The organism is Micromonospora sp. NPDC002411 (genome assembly GCF_053592955.1).
The window spans coordinates 1-16621 of the sequence record NZ_JBSFBM010000143.1 but is presented as its reverse complement, the minus strand read 5'-3'; the positions used below and the strand labels follow the sequence as shown (position 1 = coordinate 16621).

Sequence of the window (16621 nt, the reverse complement as noted above, 5' to 3'; positions counted from 1 at the left end):
GCCCCGTCGAAGGCGGTGTACGCGGCACCGCGCATCAGCTCGGCCGCCTGGTCGATGAACGCCGCGGCGCGCGGCTGGGAGGCGTCCAGACCGGCTATCACCTGACCGGGGCCTACCTCGTCCGGCCAGTGCACGCCCAGCGGGGCGGCGGCGGCCCGCAGCCGCTGCACCGCCTCCGGTTTGGGCGCCGGCATGGTCCGCAACAACCCGACCCGACCGGCCAGCATGATGTCGGCGGCGGCCATCCCGGTCAGCAGGGAGATCTGGGCGTTGTGCTCCTCCATGGGCACCGGCGCGCGCAGCACCAACTGCCAGCCCTCGCCGTCGGGCTCCAGGTCCTGCTCGGGCAGCGGCAGGTTGATCGCGCCACGACGCAACCCCCGGGCCGTCAGCAGTTCGCCGATCTCGGGCAGGAGCGCGATCGGGTCGGGCAGCCGACCGGCCTCGGCTGCCGCCTGCACCCCGGTGTAGTCGAGTTTGGCCCGGCTGCGGACCAGGGCGCGTTCCAGCTCGACCGCCACGGTGCCGCCGTCGGCGTCCAGGTCGATCGTCCAGACCACCGCGGCCCGGTCGTCGTCGGGCAGCAGACTGGCAGCGCCCTCGCTGAGCGTGTGAGGGTGCAACGGCACGTTCCCGTCGGGCAGGTAGATGGTCTGCCCCCGCCGCCAGGTCTCCGCCTCCAACGCGCCGCCGGGCCTGACGTGCGCGGCGACGTCGGCGATCGCGTACCGCACCCGGTAGCCCCCGCCGGGGCGGCGGGCGAGGTGCATCGCCTGGTCCAGGTCCCGGGAGGTCGCCGGGTCGACGGTGACGAACGGTACGTCGGTGCGGTCGACGGGCGGTCGCGGCGGCGCGCTCGCCGCCTCGTCCGCCTCACGCTGGGCGTCAGGCGGGAACTCCTCGGGCAGGCCGAGTTCGCGGCGCAGCGCGCCGAAGTCGATGCGGGGCGCGAGTACGCGTCGGATGACCACGGGTCAATCCTGACAGCGCCGCCGGTGATCCGCTTCCGGTGACCGGCCGAGATGTCCGCCCGGCGAGCCGGGGCGGCCCGCTCAGCCGGTGGCCTTCCGGGCGGCGCTGCGCGTACCCCTTGGGGCGGTGGCGCGTGCGGCGACCGGGCGGGCCGGCGACTTGCGGGCGGTGACCTTGCGGGCCGGTGCCTTCGCCGCGACGGTCCTCTTCGCCGGCGCCTTCTTCGCCGCCGCCTTGCGCGCGGTGGTCGACGAGGTGCCGGTCACCTTCGCTGCGGGTGCCGTCCTGGCCGGGGCCTTGCGGGCGCCGCCACTGGGTCGGGTGGACGCGGCCTTCTTCGCCGGCGCCTTCTTGGCCGGGGCCTTCTTGACGGCTGCCTTCGTCGCGGCCGTCTTCTTCGCCACCGTCTTCTTGGCGGCGGACGCCTTCGTCGCGGTCTTCCGCGCCGGCGCCTTCGCCGCGGTGGCGGTCTTCCGCGCCGGTGCCTTCGCCGCGGTGGCGGTCTTGCGGGCCGGTGCCTTCGCCGCAGCGGTGGTCTTCTTCGCCGCCGAGGTGGTGGTCTTCTTCGCGGCGCTCACGGTCTTCTTCGCGGCGCCGGTGGTCTTCTTCGCCGTACCCGTGGTCTTCCTCGCGGCGGCGGTGGTCTTCTTCGCGGTCGCGGTGCTCTTGCGCGTCGCGGGCCGCGTCGCGGCGGCGGTGGAGGTGCGAGACGCCGGGGCGCGCTTCGCGGCGGCTGTCGTCGTGCGGGTGGTGGTCTTCTTCGCCGGGGCCTTCTTGGCCGTCGTGGCCCGGCTGGTCGTGGTGGTCCTGCTCGTCGCGGTGGCCTTCTTCGCGGGGGCCTTCTTGGCCGCCGTGGTGGTCTTCCTGGCCGGGGCGCGCCCCGCGCCGCCGGCAGCCTTGCGCGCCGGGGCCTTCGCCGCCGTCGCACCGGCGGTGGACTTGCGGACGGGGGTGGTCCGGCTCGCCGCCGTGTTCCGCTCCGCCGCGGCGGTCTTCTTCGCGGTGGTCCGTCGGGCAGCCGGGCGGGTGGTGGCCTGCTGTGCTTCGGCCATCGTGGTTCCCTCCTTGGGGACATGCTCTCGCGTGCGTCCTCGCGGAGCACGAAATGCCTCGGCGCGAGCCGTCCCGCGCCGCCTACCTGTCTTCTCCGGCCCAACGAGCGTCCTCGGCATCCCACGCCTCGTTCCGCTCCTGCACTCGTTGCAGGGCGTTCTCCGCGTCGGCCGCCGAGTCGTACGGGCCGAGTACGTGCTTCGCCGGACACACGTTGGCGTCCGTCTCGACCCGGTGATGCCGGGTGCACCAGTAGAACTGCCCACCACGTCCGCTGTCGCTCATGGGAATCACTGTGCACCGCGATCCGGCCGGCCGCCACCGGATCGCACAAGTCGCCGACCCTCTCCACAGTAGATATGCATTGCGTTCGTCGGGCCGGAACAGCAAAAGAAGCGCAGGCCGGGACACTTTTCCCCACCGGCGGCCGTCGGCTGAACGGCTCGGCCACGAGTTGGGCCACTTCGTCAACGGTGACCCGCGCCGGGAGACCCGGGCGGGGCACGGCCCGGACCGGTGGCGTTCGGCGTTGGCCGAGGCCCGCATGGAACAGATCGACGCCGAGCTCGCCCGGGAGTACGAGCGCTTCCGCCGTACCGTCAGCTGGTCGGCCTGACCTCCGACGTGACGTGACGGGACGGCGCTGGCCGGTGGGCTCCTGCCTATGATCGCCGGATGGGAACACCGGACTACATCGTGGGCATGCGCAAGCATGTCGGGCACGGCCTGCTCTGGCTGCCCAGCGTCAGCGCGGTGGTCCGCAACGACGCCGGTGAGCTACTGCTCGGTCAGCGGGCCGACGACGGCCGCTGGTCGGTGATCAGTGGTTTCGTCGAGCCGGGCGAACAGCCGGCCACCGCACTGGTCCGTGAGGTGCGGGAGGAGACGGGTCTGGAGGTCGCGCCGGTGCGGTTGTCCAGCGCCGTCTCGCACCCGCACACCTACCCCAACGGGGACCGCTGCGAATACCTCAACCTGGGCTTCCTGTGCCGGCTGGTGTCCGGCACGGCCCGGGTCAACGACGACGAGTCGTTGGCCGTCGGGTGGTTCCCGGTGGACCGGCTGCCCGAGTTGGACAAGCACGCCCTGCTGGTCCTCGCGTACGCGTTGCGGGAGAACCCGGTGGCCGGTTACCTGGAGCCGGGCATGACGTGGGACGACGTGCCCGACTGAGGTTCACACCGGGGTCGCCGCGAGAGCGACCGGCTCGGCGGGGGCCGACCGGGCCGCCCGAATGGTGTACGCGAGGGCGTACGGCATGCAGGCCAGGTAGAGCATGGGCTCCACCCGCAGTTGGTAGCTGATCAGCTGGAAGATCTCCCACGGAATGTGCTCCGGCACGCCGACGCTCCAGCCTGTCCAGGCGGCGACGAGCCACAACGGCGCGGCGAGCCAACCGACGTCGTCCGGTCGCAAAGGGCCGCTGAGCGGGCCGGCGCCGCTGCCCATCGGGAGGGTGTCGACGACGGTGCGGATCACCGCGAGGTCGGTCGTCGCGAGCGCGCCGAGCACGCCCGCCCACCAGGCGGCGCGGGGGCGGTGCCGGGCGGCGAGGCTCGCCGCGGCCCAGAGCGCGAGTGTCAGGCCGGCCAGCCACAGCAACAGACCGGGTACGGCACGGGCCAGGTCGTCCGGGTAGATGACGTACAGGAGCGGGACCGCCGCCGCACCGATGGGGAGCACCACGCCGAGCGCGATCCGCAACGGGCCGTCGAGGGCGTTGTGCCGGGCCCAGCGTCCGGCGAACACCGCCAGCAGTGTCGCCATCCCGATGGTGAGCGCCGTCCAGATCGGCTTCTCCACCCAGATCGCCCCGTTCGAGATCTGGATCTGGAACGGGATGTAGGCGCTGCCGAGCACGATCCCGACGCAGGCGATCGGGGACAGTAGTAGCGCGGCGACGGTGCGGCCGGCCCGACCACGCATCACGGTGCGGTCGACCACCGGAGTGCCGGCCCTGCTCACCGCGAGGCTCGCGGCGAAGCCGACCATCTTCGTCCAGCGGCCGCTCTCGGCGAGCACGTGCAACTCGGCGGACCATTCGCGGAGCAGGTCGTCGCGGACGTCGGCGGGCCAGCGGCGGGCGGCCATCTCCAACAGCAACTCGGCGACGCGTCGGCTCACCATGCCGGCGCTCCGGTCGGCTCGGTGCCGCCCCACGATGGACGACTGTCGGGGATCGCAGCACGCAGGTCGGCGAGCGCCTGGCGGGCCCGCGTCACCCCGACCGCGGTGAGCCGGTAGTAGCGGCGGGCCGGCCGACCGGCCGCGACGGGATCGATCTCCTCCCAGTCGGCGGCCAGCCAGCCGGCCTCGGTGAGCCGGTGCAGCACCGGGTAGAGGGTGCCGCTGGGCAGGTCGGTCATCCGCATCAGGTCCAACCCGTAGCGCTGCGCGTCGGGTTCGGCGAGCAGCGCCGCGAGCACCTTGGCCACCGGAATGGTCATCCGCATCCGGCAACTGTATCGGAACTCTACATAGGGGTGGGTACCCGTTCGACGGGAATCCACAGCTCGGCGTCCGCCTCGGTGCCGTCCGCGGAGACCCGGACCCGGGAGATCTCCGGTCCAGGTCGGCTGCGGTACGGGTTGGACGGAAACCACTGGGTGAACACGTCCCGCCACAGGTACTGCACCGCCTGCGGGAACGCGCCCGACGTGGTGAACACCGCCCACGTGCCCGCCTGCACCGGCAAGGCGTCCATGTCCTCCGGCGGGACGGCGCCGGTCACCACCCCGTGCCAGTAGTCCAATTCCGTGCCCTCGGCCCGACTGTCTGCAAGGTTGTCGCTGACGTTCACGATCCCCTTCGGCTCCTGATCGGAGAGGGCCTCGATCCGCCCCGTCGTCTCCTTGTCGATGCCCTTGATGAACGCGACGATCGCCGGGTTCATCCCCTCGTGCACCAGCGGAACCCGGGCCTTACGCCCCACCAGCGCGAACGCGTCCTTGTCGACGATTCGATATTCCATGCTGCCGCTCCCTTCGACGGTGAGTCGGAAGGACATCCGGGGCTGGGCGCGCAGCGTCGCCCCCGTACGCCGAGCCTCTCCGGGCCCCACGCCGTGCACGGCCTGGAACGCCCGGGCGAACGCCTCGGTCGACCCGTAGCCGTAGTGCACCGCGACGTCGAGCAACGTCCGCTCCCCCGCCAGCACGTCCGCCCCGGCGACGGTGAGCCGACGGCGACGGATGTACTCCGACAACGGCATCCCGGCCAGCGCGGAGAACAGCCGCCGGAAGTGGTACTCCGACGTCAGCGCGATCCGCGCCAGCTCCGCCACCTCGATCTTCTGGTCGAGGTGCCGCTCGATGTACGTCATGGCTTCGTTGAGCCGCTCCAGCACCAGGATCTCCTTCCCTTTCAAGCAGCCACGCTAGGCGGGAGGGCAGGTGGCCGACCCGACATCCGGTGCCCGCATCGGTCGGGTCAGCCCGCACCGATCGTCGTGTCGTAGCCTGGCGGACTTTGCTTCTTCGAGGAGGTTGACGTGGCCGAGTACCCGCAGGACGTCGTGCAGCGCTTCCACGGCACCCCGGAGCAGGTGGACGCCGGCCTGGTCGGCGAGCTGCCCCGGACCTGGGGGTCCGTCGTCATCGAGGAGTACGACAGGGCCTGGGCGCAGCTGTTCACCGCCGTCCACGCGTCGCTCACCGAGGCGTTGGGACCGTTGGTCGTCGGCGTGGAACACGTCGGGTCCACGGCGGTGCCGGGGCTCGCAGCCAAACCCGTCGTCGACGTCGACCTCGTCATCGAGGACACCGCCGAGGAGTCGAGCTATCTTCCGACCCTCGAACGGCTCGGCTACCGACTCGTCCTGCGGGAGCCCTGGTGGCACGGGCACCGGATGCTGCTCAGCCCCGCCGAGGACGTCAACCTGCACGTCTGGCCCCGGGGTGCGCCGGAACCCGTCCGGCACCGACTGTTCCGCGACTGGCTGCGCTCGCATCCAGAAGACCGGGAGCGGTACGCCACGACCAAGCGACGCCTCGCACGGGACACCGCGCACAGCCCCCGCGACTACAGCCTGGCGAAGAACGACGTCATCGACGAGATCTACGCGCGCATCTTCGCCGCCTGACGGACGTGCACACGTAGATCTTGGACACTTTCCGTTAGCTCCTAACGGAAAGTGTCCAAGATCTCGGCGGGAGACGGCGCGCTGGTTCAGCTAGCGGGGCGGCTGCTGCATGATCCATGTGGGTACGGGCTCCGACAGGGAGCCCACCACCTCCCAGCCGGCCCGGCGGTACAGCTCGACGTTGCCCGGGTTGCTGGTCTCCAGAATCGCCGGGAGGCCGTCGGCGGCGGCGCGGTCCAGCCCGGCCCGCATGACCGCCCGGCCCCAGCCGCGTCCGGCGCTGTCCGGGTGGGTGCCGAGCACGCCGAGGTACCAGAACGGGCACGTCGGCAGGGCGGCGTGCACCGTGTCGTCGTAGCCCTCGACCCGGGCCAGCACGTCGGCGGGGTACCGGTCGGCGGTGTTCCCGTCGCCGGAAGGAACGTGTCCGGTCGCCGGTGGTTCCCAGATCGCCACTGACGCGCCGCCGCCGATCGTCCAGATGGCCGACCGGTGTACCCGCTTGTCGAAGAGGTGCCCGAAAAAGGCGGCGGCGTACCGCGGGTAGGTGTCCTCGTCGGGGAACAGGTACCGCAGGACGGGATCCTGCACGAACGCGGCAACCAGGGAACCGACCACCGCCTTGCGGTCCGCTGGGGTGGCGATGGTGATCTCGGGCGTCGTCATGGAGATTGACAATATTGCAGGCCGACCGCCCCCCACCGGCCCGGCGCGAGACGGCAGACTCGTCGCATGAACGTCGATGAGTACCGTCAGCACTCCCCGTACAGCGATCCCGGTCGGCACGCCGCGCTGCTCGACGCCGTCCCGTCCGACATCGCGTCGGTGGCGGCGACCGTCCGCAACGTGATCGTCCACTACCGCGCCGGTGGGGTCGAGTTGCCCCCCGACCGGCTCGAGGAGGTCAACTGCCGCTGGGTGGACCGCATCCTCGACACCGACCAGTCCCGTTTTCCGCTGCCTCTGGCCGCCGAGCGTCCGGCCGTGGACCGGGTGGCCGGCTGCTGCCGGGACCACACGCTGCTCTCGGTCGCGGTGTTGCGTCAGCACGGCATTCCCAGCCGCAGCCGGGTCGGTTTCGCCTCGTACTTCGTGCCCGGCTGGCACCACGACCACGTGCTGGTGGAGTACTGGGACGGCCACCGGTGGGTCTGGGCCGACCCGGAACTCGACCCGGCCGGCGACTGGGGGTTCGACGGTTACGACATCGACCCCAAGGCCGGGCTCTTCGACTCGGCGGCGCGGGTGTGGTCGGCGTACCGGGCCGGGACGATCGACCCCGACCGCTACGGCGTGAGCCCGGAGCTGCCGATCCGAGGCGACTGGTTCATCCACGACTACGTCCTGATCGAACTGGCCCACCGGCAGAAGGACGAGTTGCTGCTCTGGGACCGCTTCGGCGCGATGACCGAGGACCTCAGCACCGCCGACCTCACGCTCGTGGACGAGATCGCCGCATTGCTGCTCGCCGCCGACGACGGCGACGAGGCCGCGGAGAAGGCCCTCGCCGACCGGTACGCCAGCGACGCCCGACTCCGCCCCGGCCCGCAGGTGCACTGCATGTCACCGGTCTCCGGCACGGTCAGCGTGGTCGACCTGCGCCGCTGAGCGGCCCGGATCCGACACACGCACTACCCGAAGGTGAAGGCGTACGCGGCCGCGCCGGGCTCCCCGAACGTGATCTCCAGGGTCCGCTCGCGGACCGCGTCGTCCTGGCGTACGAGCTGGTAGAGGCGACCGTCCTGGAGCACCCCGTTGCCGTCGGCGTCCACGTCGACGCCGTGGGACGGGCCGGGAGCCTCCCCGTCGAGAAGCACCCGGAACGGGATCGGCCGCCCCGGCGCGGGGGCCAGCACGAGGTGGGCGTCACGGGCGTGGAACCGGAACGCGATGCTGCCGCCGGCCTGGTCGACCACGACGCTCTCCGCCCCGATCGTCCAGTCCCCCGCCAGCGCCCACTGGTTGAGGTCCAGACGCTCCGGCAGGTGGTAAGCGCGGCGTTCGTCGAGCGCCGGGCCGTTCGGCGACGCGAAGTGTTCGCCGCGGCTTAAACCGAGGTACGTCTCGGGCGTCCGCAGGTTGTCCCAGTCGGCCTCCGCCTCCGGCCCGACACCGTTGACGGGTACGAAGTCCCGCTCGATGCCGAGCAGGTGTTGGAGGCTCCGCTCGGACTGCTCGTAACGCCCTTCGCCGAAGTGCTCGTCACGGAAGACGCCGTCGCGGTCGACGAAGTAGAGCGCCGGCCAGTAGTGGTTGTCGAAGGCCTGCCAGATCGCGTAGTCGTTGTCGACGGCGACCGGGTAGTCGATCGACCGCGCTGTGACCGCCCGGCGCACCTGGTCGACGTCGTGCTCGAACGAGAACTCCGGGGTATGCACCCCGACGACGACCAACCCGTCGTCGCGGTACGCCTGCGACCAGGCCCGGACGTACGGCTCCTGGCGTAGCCAGTTGATGCAGGTCAGCGTCCAGAAGTTCACCAGGACGACGCATCCGCGCAGGTCGTCCGGGCCGAGTGGCTCGGAGTTGAGCCACTCGGCCGCCCCGTTGAGCGGGGGCAGGTGCACGGCCATCTACCGCAGCGACCGGAAGGCGGTCCGAAGCTCCTCGGAGAAGATCTTCGGCTGTTCCCAGGCCGCGAAGTGCCCGCCGACGTCGAGCTTGTTGTAGTAGATGAGATTGGAGTACGCCTGCTCGGCCCAGCTCTGTGGCGCCTCGTACAGCTCGTCGGGGAAGACGCTCACGGCGACCGGCACCTTGACGCCCTTGGCGGCGAAGAACGAGAGCTTGTTCTCCGCGTACAGACGGGACGCGGAGACCGCGGTGTTCGTCAACCAGTAGAGCGAGATGTTGTCCAGGATGTCGTCACGGGTCAGACCCGCCTTGGCGCCGTCGAAGACCTGCGCGATCAGCGCGAGGCTCTTCGCGTCGTGGTCGAGCAGGAAGGACGCCAGGCCGACCGGGGAATCCGCCAGCCCGGTCAGCGTCTGCGGACGCGTCGCCATCATCAGGGCGTACGCGACGTGCTTCCACACGTAGTTGGCTTCCTCGGCGGCACGCATCTCGTCGGCGGAGAGACCGGACGGCAGTGAGCCCATGGCGTTGTTCGCGCCGGTGGTGTCGCCCTGGAACAGCAGGTCGATAGCGGGTGGGATCGCGCCGGGCATGTTGGTGTGGATGCCGAGCAGTTCCGGGGGCGCCTGGAGGCCCATCTGGTCCACGATGACGGCACCCCAGTCGCCGCCCTGCGCGACGAACCGCGAGTAGCCGAGACGCTTCATCAGCTCGGTCCAGGCGGTCGCGATCTTCTGCGGGTTCCATCCCGGCTCGGTCGGCTTGCCGGAGAAACCGTGGCCGGGCAGCGACGGGATCACCAGGTGGAAGGCGTCGGCCGCGCTGCCGCCGTGGGCAGTGGGATCGGTGAGCGGTTCGATGATCTTCATCTGCTCGATCACCGAGCCGGGCCAGCCGTGGGTGACGATGAGCGGCAGCGCGTCCTCGTGCTTCGAGCGCACGTGGATGAAGTGGATGTCCACCCCGTCGATGGTCGTCATGAACTGCGGCACGGCATTCAGCCGTGCCTCGACCTTGCGCCAGTCGTACTCCTTCTCCCAATAGCGGGCGACGGCCTGAATGGTCGCGAGAGGCACGCCCTGCGACTGGTCGTCCACCGTCTCCTTGTCCGGCCAGCGGGTCGCCTTGATGCGCCTTTTCAGGTCGTCGAGGTCGGCCTGGGGAATGTCGACCGAGAACGGCCGAATTTCCGTGGTGCCGGGACGGGTCTTGGTTTTGACAGCCATGCGGGTTCCTCCGTCTAGGTTTGCGCCCTGCGAGGAGAATTCATGGGCCTGTGCGCCATTGTGGAAATGGGCACGCCGCCGCCATATCTCGGAGCCTAGAACGCCGCACCCGGGGCCCGTGGCGATACGGCGGTCAGGGCGCTGCGACGGCCTGCTCGGCGGCTCGGCTGACCTGCTCCCAGCCCGCCCAGGTGTCCATCCGCCGGCGGGAGATGTCGAACGCCAGGTCGTACACCATGCTCCCGAGCAGGAGTCGCAGCGGCGGGTCGTCACTGTCGACGAGTCGAAGCAACGCCTCGGCGGCCAGCCTGGGGTCGCTGTCGATCGACCCTTCCGCCCACTGTCGCTCCAGTTCGGCGCGGAGCGGCGCGTACGCCTCCAGCGGGGTCGTGGCGGCGATGCTGGTGTAGAGGTCGGTCCAGTATCCGCCCGGCTGCACGATGCTGACCGTGATGTCGAAGGCCGCCGCCTCCATGGCCAGCGCCTCGCTCATGCCCTCCAGGGCGAATTTGCTCGCGCTGTACATGCCGGTGCTCGGAAAACCACCGAGCGCGGCGATGCTGGACACCTGCACGATGTGGCCGGACCGCTGGGCCCGCAGGTGCGGCAGCACGGCTTGACCGACCCAGAGCGCGCCGAAGAAGTTCACCTCGAACTGGGCGCGCGCCTCGGCCTCGGTGAACTCCTCGACCATGCCCATGGACATGGTGCCGGCGTTGTTGACGACGATGTCGAGCCGTCCGACGTGCGCGACGGCGGTGTCCACGGCGGCGACGACCGCTGCCCGATCGGTCACGTCGAGCGGCAGGGCCAACAGACGGTCGGCGTGCCGCTCGTCGAAGTCGCTCTGCGCGATGCTGCGGGACGCGGCGACCACCTGATCGCCCCGGTCGAGCGCGGCGTTCGCGAAGGCACGGCCCAGACCACGGCTGGCGCCGGTGATGAACCAGGTACGCATGGAGCTCTCCCCATCGGTTGTTGCGAGACGATACGGTCCGTCTCGCCATGACGAGAAGGTTAGGCGCTCACTGATGCCACCGTCAAGACGAGACGGTCCGTCTCGCCACTGGTATCGTGTCGTCCCATGACGCCCAACACGGCCCGCCGCAACGAGACGTCGCGGCGCGCCATCCTCACCGCGGCCTTCGACCTGCTCCAGGAGGTCGGGTACGCGAAGGTCAGCATCGAGGGCATCGCCACCCGGGCCGGCGTCGGCAAACAGACCATCTACCGCTGGTGGCCATCCAAGGGCGCTGTCATCTTCGACGCCTTCCTCCTGCTCAGCGAGGGCGCCGAGGGCGAGCCGCCGACGCTGCCGGACACCGGCGACCTGGCCGCGGACCTCAGCCTGGTGCTCCGCGCCACCGTCGAGGAGATGAACGATCCGCGGTACGAGCAACCGATGCGCGCCCTCGCCACCGAGATCACGCTCGACGCCGAGCTGGCAGCCGCGTACGCCCAACGGTTGGACGGGCCGCTGCGGGAGGCCAAACGGCAACGTCTGCGCAGCGCCCAGCAGGCCGGGCAACTCGCCGACGACCTCGACCTCGACGTGGCCGTGGACCTGATCTGGGGGCCGGTGCTCAACCGGTGGCTCTACCGCAGCGGTCCGCTCACCACCGAGTACGCCGACCGCGTCGTCACCACCGCCCTCAACGGTCTGCGCCCGCGCCGATCCAGCGAGTGACGATCGGTGGGACGGCTTTGCGCTGCCACAGCGGGGTGCGGCAACATCAGGCGCCGTGACGGCACCAGGCGTGGCCCCCGACAACGACCTCCCGGCCAGCGACACCGGCGCGCCCCGGTCGAGTCGGCGGATCAGACACTGGTTTGCCGGCGTCGGGGTCGCCGCCCTGGCCGCCGTCCTGGGCATCACCCTCGCCGTGCGCGGCGGCGCCACACCGGCCTGCGCCGCGCCACCGACGGGCAACGCCGTCCACAAGGGAAAGGCCAGCTTCTACGACGCGGGCCGCTCGGGCGGCAACTGCTCCTTCCCCGGTCCGCCGGCGGACCGCCTCTACGTGGCCCTCGGCGCATCCCAGTACTCCGGATCGGCGGCCTGCGGCAGTTACCTTGAGGTGAGCGGCCCGAAGGGCAAGGTCCGGGTGATGGTGATGGACCAGTGCGGCGGCTGCGGACCCAGCAAGATCGACCTGTCCACCGAGGCGTTCACCAAGATCGCGGACCGGTCTCAGGGCATCGCGCCCGTGACGTACCGGGCGGTGGTGAACCCACCGCTCGACGGAGGGCTCACCTTCCGGATGAAGGGCGGCGCCTCGAAATACTGGTTCGCGGTGCAGGTCGGCAACCACGGCAACCCACTGCGCTCGGTCGAGGCGAAAGGGCCGGGCGGCGGCTTCCGCAAGGCCGCCCGGCAGAGCGACAACCACTGGGCCATCGAGGGCGGAGTCGGCCCCGGGCCGTACAGCATCAGGGTCACCGACGTGTACGGACGCCAGGCGACCGCCACCGGCATCCGCCTGGTCACCAAGCAGGTGCAACGCAGCACGGCCACCCTCGCCAGCCTCTCCCCCACGCCTAGCAGCTCACCCTCGGCCCCGCCGAGCCCCACCATCGCGCCCTCACCGACCCCGACGGAGTCAGACGCACCGACGGCGACAGTCGAAGCGCTGGCGGGTGCCGCCGCACCACTCGACCGCCCCCGCTGCTGACCGCCTGGTCTTGAGTGACCCGGTCGCGGTGCCCCAATAAGCGGCGGCTGACGCGCCTCGGCCCTCGTACCCGCCGTCCATCGGCATGGCGATCCGCTCGCCACTGCGGTAGCGATTAGTCGCCCTGCCACCTGCGGGTCTCGCGGCTGCGGCAGCCACCGCCTCGTCTTCGGTCCACAACCGTCGAGACTCGGCGGTGGCTGCTGAGCCGTCATTCCTCCCTGGTCGGCTGCGCAGGTGGTGGTGGTTTCAGCTGAAGAGCGCGGCCGGGATGTCGGCGTAGAAGAGGGCCGGGTCGCGGGAGAGCGAGGCCTTGACCTTGGCGGTGGGACTGTCGGCGACCACTTCGAGCTTGCCCGCTTCCAGGCCGTCCAGGGCCACGGCGACAACCTCGTGAGGTGGGAGTTTGGGGATGTCAATGCCGGCCATCATGTCGGTGTCGGCGATGGCCAGGGCCAAGGCCGTGACCTGGGTCTTCTGGTCGGCCAACTCGAGTCTGATGCCGTTGGTGAGAGACCATTCCGCGGCTTTGGAGGCGGCGTAGCCGTTGCTGGAAGGGGAGAAGGTGTACCAGCTCAGCGCTGAGATGACGTTGAGAATGGCGCCCCCGGCGAGTCTGGGGGCAAAGGCGCGGGTGACGGCGAGGGTGCCCCAGAAGTTGGTGTCGAACTCGCGGCGGATGTTTTCCATGGAGGGCCCGAGCAGGGGCGCGTCCGTGGAGATACCAGCGTTGTTGATGAGGACGTCAAGTTCGCCTACCTCGGCGGCCGCCGCCTCGATGGACGCCGGGTCGGTGATGTCCAGTTGGAGGGGGACCACGCCGGGAATGTCGATGCTCTCGAGCCGGCGGGCGGTGGCGTAGACGGTGGCGGCACCGCGGGCGAGAAGCGCCTCGGCGAAGGCCTTGCCGAGTCCGCGGTTGGCACCTGTTACGAGGGCTTTCGTACCGTTGATCTGCATGCCCCCACGCTAAAACCTCACGTTGACGTGAGAGGCAAATATTTGCGAGGCGGGTCACTGCGCCGAGGCAAGGGGCGGCACCGTCTGCTGCTCGTCGCTGAACGGGCCTTCCCTCGGCATGGCGAGCTGACGAGTCGTACGGAAAGAGAGAAGGGACACCGTCAGAGGCCCGTTGACATGCGTTTCAGTCGAGTGACAGCGTTGTCATCGACTCATTTCCTCCATATGAGACGAGGAGCGCATCTTGCTCTATCGGAACTCACCGCGTCGTCGCGCGACGGCAGCCGCCGCAGCCGGCATCCTCATCACCGGGCTGGCACTCGCTCCGTCCGCGCCGGCGCAGGCCAGACCTCACAAGGCGCAAGACGGAGCGGTCCGGTCGGGTGACGCACGTTTTGAGGTGCTGTCCCCGACCCTGATCCGGACCGAGTACCAGAAGGACGGCAGGTTCACCGACGCCGCCACGTTCAACGCCATCGGGCGCGACGACTTCCCCCGGACGCGTTTCACGAAGCACGTCGATCACGGCTGGCTCACCATCGACACCGGCGCGATGACGTTGCGCTACCAGGTCGGCTCGGGCGCGTTCACCGCCGACAACCTCACCGTGCAGCTCAAGGCCGGCAAGCAGATCGTGCAGGGCCGACCCTGGGCCGGGCACACCGCTCCGGCCTGCGCGTTCGGCGCGCTGTGCGAGGCCGAGTCGCTACAGCTGAACGGCCCCGGCGTGGCCACCGACCACCAGGGACACACCGGGCGCGGCTTCGCGGCCGGCTTCGCCTCGTCCGGCGACTCGGTCACCTTCGCGCTCGACGCGCCGGAAGCCGGCACGAAGCAGCTCACCGTCCGCTATGCCAACAGCACCGGCGGCGACGGCCAGAACGTGGCCCGCACCCTGACGGTGCAGGTCGACGGCGAGGCCGGCCGCACGCTGACGCTGCCGCCCACCACGAACTGGGACACCTGGGGCCTGGCCAGCGTGCCGGTCGACCTCACCGCGGGCCGGCACGAGATCAGCGTCGTCCGGGGTCCCAACGACTCCGGCAACGTGAACATCGACAGCCTCGCGGTGGTCAACCCGGGTGATGCGTTCCCCGCGCCGACCCCGCCCCAGCCGCAGCCTCTGCGGTTCGGCACGCTGGGCGAGGCCGAGACCGGCGCCCTGACCGGCGGCGCGAGGCCCGCGAACGACCACAACGGCGCTTCCGGTACGGGATTCCTGGCCGGTCTGGAAAACACCACCGCCGCCGTGGCACTCACCGTGACTGATGTCCCGGCAGCAGGCGACTACCGGGTGCAGATCCGGTACGCCAACGGCCAGGCCGGCTCCCAGCCGAGCCAGACGCGCACCATGTCGGTCACGACCGGTACGGCGACCCCGGTCACGGCGACCCTTCCGCCGACCAGCGGGTGGGACTACTGGAACACCGTTGCCGTCCCGGTCCACCTGGACCGCGGCACCAACACCGTGACGCTGGGCTGCCCCACGGACGCCAGCTGCAACGTCAACGTCGACACGGTCGCCGTCACGAGCAAGGACTCCCCGCTGCTCGCCCCACACGCGCCGCTCGGCGGCTACCGCCGCGGCCTGGACGGCGTGACCGGTTCCGCGCTCACTGCTCCGGGCCTGCTCTACCAGGACGGCTGGTACCTGCTCGACGACTCCGCCTCGGCCCTGCGCACCACCAAGCCCCGGCCCGCGCCCGAGCAGGACGGCTACGTCTTCGCGTACGGGCAGGACTTCACCCGTGGCCTGAAGGACCTGTCGACACTGACCGGACCCACGAAGCTGCTGCCCCAGTGGGCGTACGGGGTGTGGTACTCCGAGTACTACGACCGCACCGCCACCGAGTTCCAGGACCTGGTGGCCCGGGCGAAGGCCGAAGGCGTACCCATGGATGTTCTTGTTCTCGACACGGACATCAAGGCGCCGGACAAGTGGAACGGTTGGAGCATCGACCCCACCCGGATCCCCGATCCGAAGGCGTTCTTCGACTGGGCGAAGAAGCAGGGCCTGCACACCGGCATCAACATCCACCCGAGCATCCTCGGTTCGGACCCGAAGTTCGCGCAGGCGCAGGCCACCGCGAAGGGCAAGCTGCAGCGCGTCGGCTGCAACGGCGGTCCCGACTGCTACACGTTCGACTTCGGCGACCCGGACCAGCTCAAGGCATACATGCAGCTCCACGACGGCATGCTGCCGAAGGGCACCAAGGGCCCGGACCTCTGGTGGCTGGACTGGTGCTGCGACAACACCAAGTCCTCGCTCGCCGGGGTGACCGGCGACGCGTGGATCAACCAGCAGTACGCCGACAACACCGGCTTCGCCTTCTCCCGGGCGTACGGGTCGTTGCAGGCCGGCGGCTACAGCAGCCCGACCCCGGTGTCGACCGGGCCGTGGGCCGACAAGCGCACCACGCTGCACTTCACCGGCGACACCACCAGTGACTGGTCGACCCTCCAGATGGAGGTCGGCTACACGCCGGGCGAGTCCGCCGCGACCGGGCTGGCCGCGGTCAGCCACGACATCGGCGGGCACACCGGCGGCCTCCAGGAGCCGGGCACCGAACCGGGCAGCACCAAGCTGCCCGACGACCTCTACGCCCGGTGGGTCCAGTTCGGCACGTTCCAGCCGATCGACCGGCTGCACTCCAACCACAGCGACCGGCTGCCCTGGCAGTACGGCCCGGTGGCGAACAAGTCGGCCAAGAAGTTCCTGAACCTGCGCAAGGAACTGCAGTCGTACACCTACGCCGCCGCCAAGGAGGCCACCCGCACGGGTACGCCCATCGTCCGCTCGATGTACCTGGCGTACCCGAATGAACAGGCCGCGTACGCCACCGCCGGTTCCCAGTACCTCTACGGCCCGGACTACCTGGTGGCACCGGTGACGACGCCGGGCGACACCGCCACGACGTCGGTGTGGTTCCCGCCGGGCAACAGCTGGACCGACATCTTCACCGGGAAGACGTACCGGGGCGGCACCACGCAGAACATCACCACCACGCTGGACACCATGCCGGTGTTCAAGCAACCTTTGGTTGCACCTAACCTACGTCGGCAACTCCCCCTCGCGCAACCTT

At 70.3% G+C, this 16621-nt stretch carries 18 protein-coding genes; 7 read left to right on the top strand and 11 right to left on the bottom strand.

The genetic code is table 11. From position 1 onward, the window contains the following. The 3 genes from ACWCO3_RS18260 to ACWCO3_RS18250 all read right to left on the bottom strand — a co-directional run. Window positions 1-971, bottom strand: a 971-nt coding sequence (locus ACWCO3_RS18260) for an RNB domain-containing ribonuclease (protein ID WP_450011053.1), incomplete at its 3' end; no start/stop codon positions are given. An 81-nt stretch (window positions 972-1052) separates the two neighbouring features. Continuing rightward, window positions 1053-2024, bottom strand: coding sequence for a histone (locus ACWCO3_RS18255; RefSeq protein WP_357936453.1), 972 nt, complete (start codon window positions 2022-2024; stop codon window positions 1053-1055). A gap of 82 nt (window positions 2025-2106) precedes the next feature. After that, a complete protein-coding gene (locus ACWCO3_RS18250) occupies window positions 2107-2310 on the bottom strand; it encodes a hypothetical protein (RefSeq protein WP_130403226.1) in 204 nt (67 codons plus the stop codon). A gap of 169 nt (window positions 2311-2479) precedes the next feature. Here ACWCO3_RS18250 and ACWCO3_RS18245 point away from each other — a divergent pair, with 169 nt between their 5' ends. Together ACWCO3_RS18245 and ACWCO3_RS18240 are read left to right on the top strand one after the other, a co-directional pair. Then, window positions 2480-2641, top strand: coding sequence for a hypothetical protein (locus tag ACWCO3_RS18245; protein ID WP_167524732.1), 162 nt, complete (start codon window positions 2480-2482; stop codon window positions 2639-2641). A 59-nt stretch (window positions 2642-2700) separates the two neighbouring features. After that, window positions 2701-3198 (top strand): NUDIX hydrolase, encoded by a 498-nt coding sequence (locus tag ACWCO3_RS18240; protein WP_450011050.1) that lies wholly within the window; start codon window positions 2701-2703, stop codon window positions 3196-3198. Between the two features lie 3 nt (window positions 3199-3201). On the opposite strand, the gene ACWCO3_RS18235 is transcribed toward ACWCO3_RS18240, so the two are convergent. Genes ACWCO3_RS18235 through ACWCO3_RS18225 form a run of 3 tightly spaced genes read right to left on the bottom strand, consistent with a single transcriptional unit; the run spans window position 3202 to window position 5371 of the window. Next, complete coding sequence (locus ACWCO3_RS18235; protein ID WP_450011048.1) at window positions 3202-4152, bottom strand: hypothetical protein; 951 nt, start codon at window positions 4150-4152, stop codon at window positions 3202-3204. Beyond that, on the bottom strand, window positions 4146-4478 hold the full coding sequence (locus ACWCO3_RS18230) for a PadR family transcriptional regulator (RefSeq protein ID WP_282304749.1): 333 nt from the start codon (window positions 4476-4478) through the stop codon (window positions 4146-4148). The genes ACWCO3_RS18235 and ACWCO3_RS18230 overlap by 7 nt, the downstream gene beginning before the upstream one ends. A gap of 20 nt (window positions 4479-4498) precedes the next feature. Then, complete coding sequence (locus ACWCO3_RS18225) at window positions 4499-5371, bottom strand: AraC family transcriptional regulator (protein ID WP_145785508.1); 873 nt, start codon at window positions 5369-5371, stop codon at window positions 4499-4501. 144 nt (window positions 5372-5515) lie between these two features. On the opposite strand from ACWCO3_RS18225, the gene ACWCO3_RS18220 reads away from it, so the two are divergent. Beyond that, window positions 5516-6106 (top strand): GrpB family protein, encoded by a 591-nt coding sequence (locus tag ACWCO3_RS18220; protein WP_450011045.1) that lies wholly within the window; start codon window positions 5516-5518, stop codon window positions 6104-6106. Between the two features lie 90 nt (window positions 6107-6196). Here the strand turns inward: ACWCO3_RS18220 and ACWCO3_RS18215 are convergent, their stop codons facing one another. Then, complete coding sequence (locus tag ACWCO3_RS18215; protein WP_450011043.1) at window positions 6197-6772, bottom strand: GNAT family N-acetyltransferase; 576 nt, start codon at window positions 6770-6772, stop codon at window positions 6197-6199. A gap of 66 nt (window positions 6773-6838) precedes the next feature. On the opposite strand from ACWCO3_RS18215, the gene ACWCO3_RS18210 reads away from it, so the two are divergent. Beyond that, window positions 6839-7714 (top strand): transglutaminase domain-containing protein, encoded by an 876-nt coding sequence (locus ACWCO3_RS18210; protein WP_145779602.1) that lies wholly within the window; start codon window positions 6839-6841, stop codon window positions 7712-7714. Between the two features lie 23 nt (window positions 7715-7737). Here ACWCO3_RS18210 and ACWCO3_RS18205 read toward each other — a convergent pair whose 3' ends face one another. From ACWCO3_RS18205 to ACWCO3_RS18195, 3 genes are all read right to left on the bottom strand, one after another. Continuing rightward, window positions 7738-8679: a redoxin domain-containing protein gene (locus tag ACWCO3_RS18205; protein ID WP_450011040.1), complete on the bottom strand. Its 942-nt coding sequence runs from the start codon at window positions 8677-8679 to the stop codon at window positions 7738-7740. Beyond that, on the bottom strand, window positions 8680-9906 hold the full coding sequence (locus ACWCO3_RS18200) for an epoxide hydrolase family protein (protein WP_357832032.1): 1227 nt from the start codon (window positions 9904-9906) through the stop codon (window positions 8680-8682). Between the two features lie 133 nt (window positions 9907-10039). Next, on the bottom strand, window positions 10040-10864 hold the full coding sequence (locus tag ACWCO3_RS18195) for an SDR family NAD(P)-dependent oxidoreductase (protein ID WP_450011038.1): 825 nt from the start codon (window positions 10862-10864) through the stop codon (window positions 10040-10042). 126 nt (window positions 10865-10990) lie between these two features. Between ACWCO3_RS18195 and ACWCO3_RS18190 the strand changes: the two genes are divergently transcribed. Together ACWCO3_RS18190 and ACWCO3_RS18185 are read left to right on the top strand one after the other, a co-directional pair. Continuing rightward, window positions 10991-11593, top strand: coding sequence for a TetR/AcrR family transcriptional regulator (locus ACWCO3_RS18190; protein WP_450011036.1), 603 nt, complete (start codon window positions 10991-10993; stop codon window positions 11591-11593). 55 nt (window positions 11594-11648) lie between these two features. Continuing rightward, window positions 11649-12578, top strand: coding sequence for an expansin EXLX1 family cellulose-binding protein (locus tag ACWCO3_RS18185; RefSeq protein ID WP_358077932.1), 930 nt, complete (start codon window positions 11649-11651; stop codon window positions 12576-12578). 249 nt (window positions 12579-12827) lie between these two features. On the opposite strand, the gene ACWCO3_RS18180 is transcribed toward ACWCO3_RS18185, so the two are convergent. Then, entirely contained in the window at window positions 12828-13538 is a 711-nt protein-coding gene (locus tag ACWCO3_RS18180; protein ID WP_450011033.1) for an SDR family oxidoreductase, read from the bottom strand. A gap of 400 nt (window positions 13539-13938) precedes the next feature. Here ACWCO3_RS18180 and ACWCO3_RS18175 point away from each other — a divergent pair. After that, on the top strand, window positions 13939-16621 hold a 2683-nt coding region (locus ACWCO3_RS18175; RefSeq protein WP_450011031.1), incomplete at its 3' end, for a TIM-barrel domain-containing protein.